This is a genomic window from Agreia sp., assembly GCF_964263775.1.
In the GTDB taxonomy this organism is placed as follows: Bacteria; Actinomycetota; Actinomycetes; order Actinomycetales; family Microbacteriaceae; genus Agreia.
The window spans coordinates 1-3,305 of sequence record NZ_CAXVWM010000115.1 but is presented as its reverse complement, the minus strand read 5'-3'; the positions used below and the strand labels follow the sequence as shown (position 1 = coordinate 3,305).

General features: G+C 65.7%; 4 protein-coding genes. 1 reads left to right on the top strand and 3 read right to left on the bottom strand.

What is annotated here, in order from left to right:
- Positions 1-326: 326 nt before the first annotated feature.
- Positions 327-1,151: an inositol monophosphatase family protein gene (locus ACE5CZ_RS08540; protein ID WP_374946903.1), complete on the bottom strand. Its 825-nt coding sequence runs from the start codon at positions 1,149-1,151 to the stop codon at positions 327-329.
- A gap of 106 nt (positions 1,152-1,257) precedes the next feature.
- Between ACE5CZ_RS08540 and ACE5CZ_RS08535 the strand changes: the two genes are divergently transcribed.
- Entirely contained in the window at positions 1,258-2,187 is a 930-nt protein-coding gene (locus ACE5CZ_RS08535; RefSeq protein WP_374946902.1) for an APC family permease, read from the top strand.
- Here ACE5CZ_RS08535 and ACE5CZ_RS08530 read toward each other — a convergent pair.
- Both ACE5CZ_RS08530 and ACE5CZ_RS08525 read right to left on the bottom strand, forming a co-directional pair.
- On the bottom strand, positions 2,156-2,695 hold the full coding sequence (locus ACE5CZ_RS08530; protein ID WP_374946901.1) for a transposase: 540 nt from the start codon (positions 2,693-2,695) through the stop codon (positions 2,156-2,158). The genes ACE5CZ_RS08535 and ACE5CZ_RS08530 overlap by 32 nt on opposite strands.
- Positions 2,695-3,305: transposase (locus ACE5CZ_RS08525; protein WP_374946900.1), on the bottom strand; the 611-nt coding region annotated here is incomplete at its 5' end. The genes ACE5CZ_RS08530 and ACE5CZ_RS08525, both read right to left, overlap by 1 nt.

Genomic DNA, 3,305 nt, shown 5'->3' with positions numbered 1-3,305 from the left:
GGCCGTACCGGCGGCCCGAGCCGCCCTGCGAGTCAAGGCAGCGGGAGCGGCGGCAGGAGCGAGAGCGGCCTGTCGCCTGGATCGACGCGAATCGGGCGCTGGGTCGGTGGCAGGCATCGAACCGTCGGTCTCAGACGAGGGGTCATCTGGACGGGGGTTGTGACGAGCCAAGGCGCAGTAGTTCCAATATCGGTTCGGGATCTAGGTCAGCACGCGTCGGATAAGAACTCGAGTAGGTTCACAGACGCGACTGTCGAAGATAACTCCCCAGTCTGACAATTTGCGCAGAGCGGATCGATTGTGCGCGCGAGGTCGGGTTGTGCGCGTCAGTCGAGGCCGGCGGATGCGTAGAGTTCGCGCAGGATGGGCTCGAGCTGAACGGCCAGCGATTCATCGGCCGCGAGCAGAAACCGGATGCTCTCCGCAGCGCCGTCGAAGCCCCCGACGTGTCCGCCCGCTTCTCGCACGACCAGGGCGCCGGCGGCATGATCCCAGGGGTTCAATCCGCGCTCCGCGTAGGCATCCAGACGCCCTGCCGCCACCGCGCAGAGGTCGAGCGACGCGGATCCGGCCCGGCGAATGTCGCGGACCCGGCCGAGAATGCCGGTGAGCACCTGGCCCTGGCGCGTGCGCGTGTCGGCGCTGTACGAAAAGCCTGTGCCCAGCAGCGTCTGCTCGAGCGAGACGTCGGAGTTGACCTGCAGCTGCTGCGACCCGAGATACGCGCCGCCGCCCTGCGAGGCCGTGAACATCTCTCCGGTCGCCGGATTCACCACGCAGCCCGCGAGCGCATTCCATTCGGCCGGGTCGGCGCCGCCCTCGACGACGGCGATGCTCACCGCGTACTGCGGAATTCCGTAGAGGTAGTTGACCGTTCCGTCGATCGGATCGACGATCCAGGTGAGGCCCGAGCTGCCGGCGGACCCTGTCGACTCCTCACCCAGGAAGCCGTCATCCGGCCGTGCATCTGAGATCGCCGAGCGGATGAACGCCTCGACCTCTCGGTCGGCGAGGGTGACGACATCGACGATGGAGGACTTGGTGGCCGCGACCTCGACGCCCTCGGCGCGGCGCGTGGCCGCCAGGGCCCCCGCCTCCAGGGCGATGCGGCGGGTGAGGTCGAGCAGGTCGGTGTTCGCGGCGATCGTCATGCGACCAGCCTGTCATGCATCCGAGCCCGCGGAGGGCCGCCAGGGCCGCCGAAGCCTTGTCAACCACCCGGGCTCGTACGGCGACGACGTTCTAAACGTGATGCGAATGACCACCCCCACGAACGACGTCGCACCTCCCGCCGACACGGAGAAGTCGAAGCTCAAGCAGCGAATCACCGGGCCACTACTCTTTCTGTTCATCCTCGGCGACGTGCTCGGTGCCGAAATCTACGCGCTGATGGGCGTGCTCTCGAAGGAGGTCGGCGGCACTCTCTGGGCGCCTCTGGCCCTTGCGCTCGTGCTGGCGCTGCTCACCGCCGGTTCCTATGCCGAGCTCGTGACGAAGTACCCCAAGGCGGGAGGCGCTGCGATCTTCGCGCGGCGGGCGTTCAAGTCGCAGATCATCTCGTTCATCGTCGGCTTAAGCATGCTGGCCGCCGGCGTCACAAGTGCCGCCGGCCTCGCCATCGCCTTCGCGGGCCAGTATCTGAAGACCTTCCTCGACGTGCCGACCATCCCGACCGCGATGGTGTTCCTCGTGCTCGTCGCGGCGCTGAACGCGCGTGGCATCAGCGAGTCATTCAAGAGCAACCTGGTGATGACGGTCATCGAGGTGTCCGGACTCGTCATCGTGATTGCGTGCGTCGGCCTGATGCTCGGCGGAGGCGGCGGCGGCGTCTCTCGGGTGACCCAGTTCCCCGCCGAGTCGTCCCCTGGCCTTGCAATCTTGGGCGGCGCCATCATCGCCTACTACTCGTTCGTGGGGTTCGAGACGTCGACCAACGTCGCCGAAGAGGTGCGCGACCCTTCGAAGGTGTACCCGCGGGCACTGTTCGGCGCCCTGCTCGTCGCCGGCGTCGTCTATGTCTTGGTGGGGCTCGCGTCGGCCATTGCGCTGCTGGCAGAGAAGCTCTCCGCGTCGTCCGGCCCGCTTCTCGCCGTGGTCGGAGCCAGCGGTGTCGGCGTTCCCCAGTGGGGACTGTCAAGTTATCGGTGTATTTCGGTTAGTGGCTGTGGGCGGACAGCCGGCCGTTGAATGTGATGTCGAAGGCGGTGAGGACGACTTTCCATCGTTGGGTCCATCGTGCTCCGCCTTTGCCGGTGGGGTCGAGAGCCATCACGGCGAGGTAGACGCATTTGAGGGCGGCTTGCTCGTTCGGGAAGTGTCCGCGGGCGCGGACGGCTTTCCGGATTCTCGCGTTCACGGACTCGATCGCGTTCGTGGTGCAGACGATCCGGCGGATCTCCCGATCTAATTGGAGGAACGGAACGAACTCGGCCCATGCGTTCTCCCAGAGCTTCACGACTGCGGGGTACTTCGCACCCCATGCCTCGCAGAACTCGAGGAATCTCTCTTCGGCGTCGCTAACGTTCACTGCCTGGTAGACGGGTTTCAGGGCTCGGCTGATCGCGTCCCAGTCCTGCCGGGCCGAGTATTTGAAGCTGTTCCGCATCAGGTGCACGATGCAGGTCTGCACGATCGGGTCTGCCCAGACCGTGTTCACTGAGGCCGGCAGGCCCTTCAATCCGTCACACACGACCATCAGGACATCGTGCACACCACGGTTCTTGAGCTCGGTGAGAACCTGCAGCCATTACTTCGCCCTCTCGCCCCGTCCCCGGCCCACAAGCCAAGGATGTCCCTGTTGCCCTCGCTGGTGACGGCGAGAGCGATGTAGATGGGCCAGTTCGCGACCTGCCCGTCCCGGATCTCCACATGGATCGCGTCGATGAACACCACTGAGTAGACAGGATCCAAGGGCCGGTTCTGCCACTCCGACATTCCCTCGAGCACTTTGTCCGTGATCGTGGAGATCGTCGTCTTCGACACGTCCGCGCCATACGAATCGGTTAGGTGCGCGGCGATATCCCCGTGCGTCATCCCCCGCGCCGACAACGACAACACGATGTCCTCGATCGACCCGAGGCGACGCTGTCGCTTCGCGACGATCGCCAGCTCGAACATGCCCGCCCGATCCCCGGGGACCGCGATTCCAACGGGCCCAGCCTTGCTCAGCACCGTCTTCGAACGGGTCCCGCTCCGGGCGTTACCGGCACCGTCCTCACCGGCACGTTCGTGCTTCTCGTACCCGAGATGCGCGGTCAGCTCGCCCTCCAACGCGGACTCGACCACGAGATTCGTCAGCTGCGCGA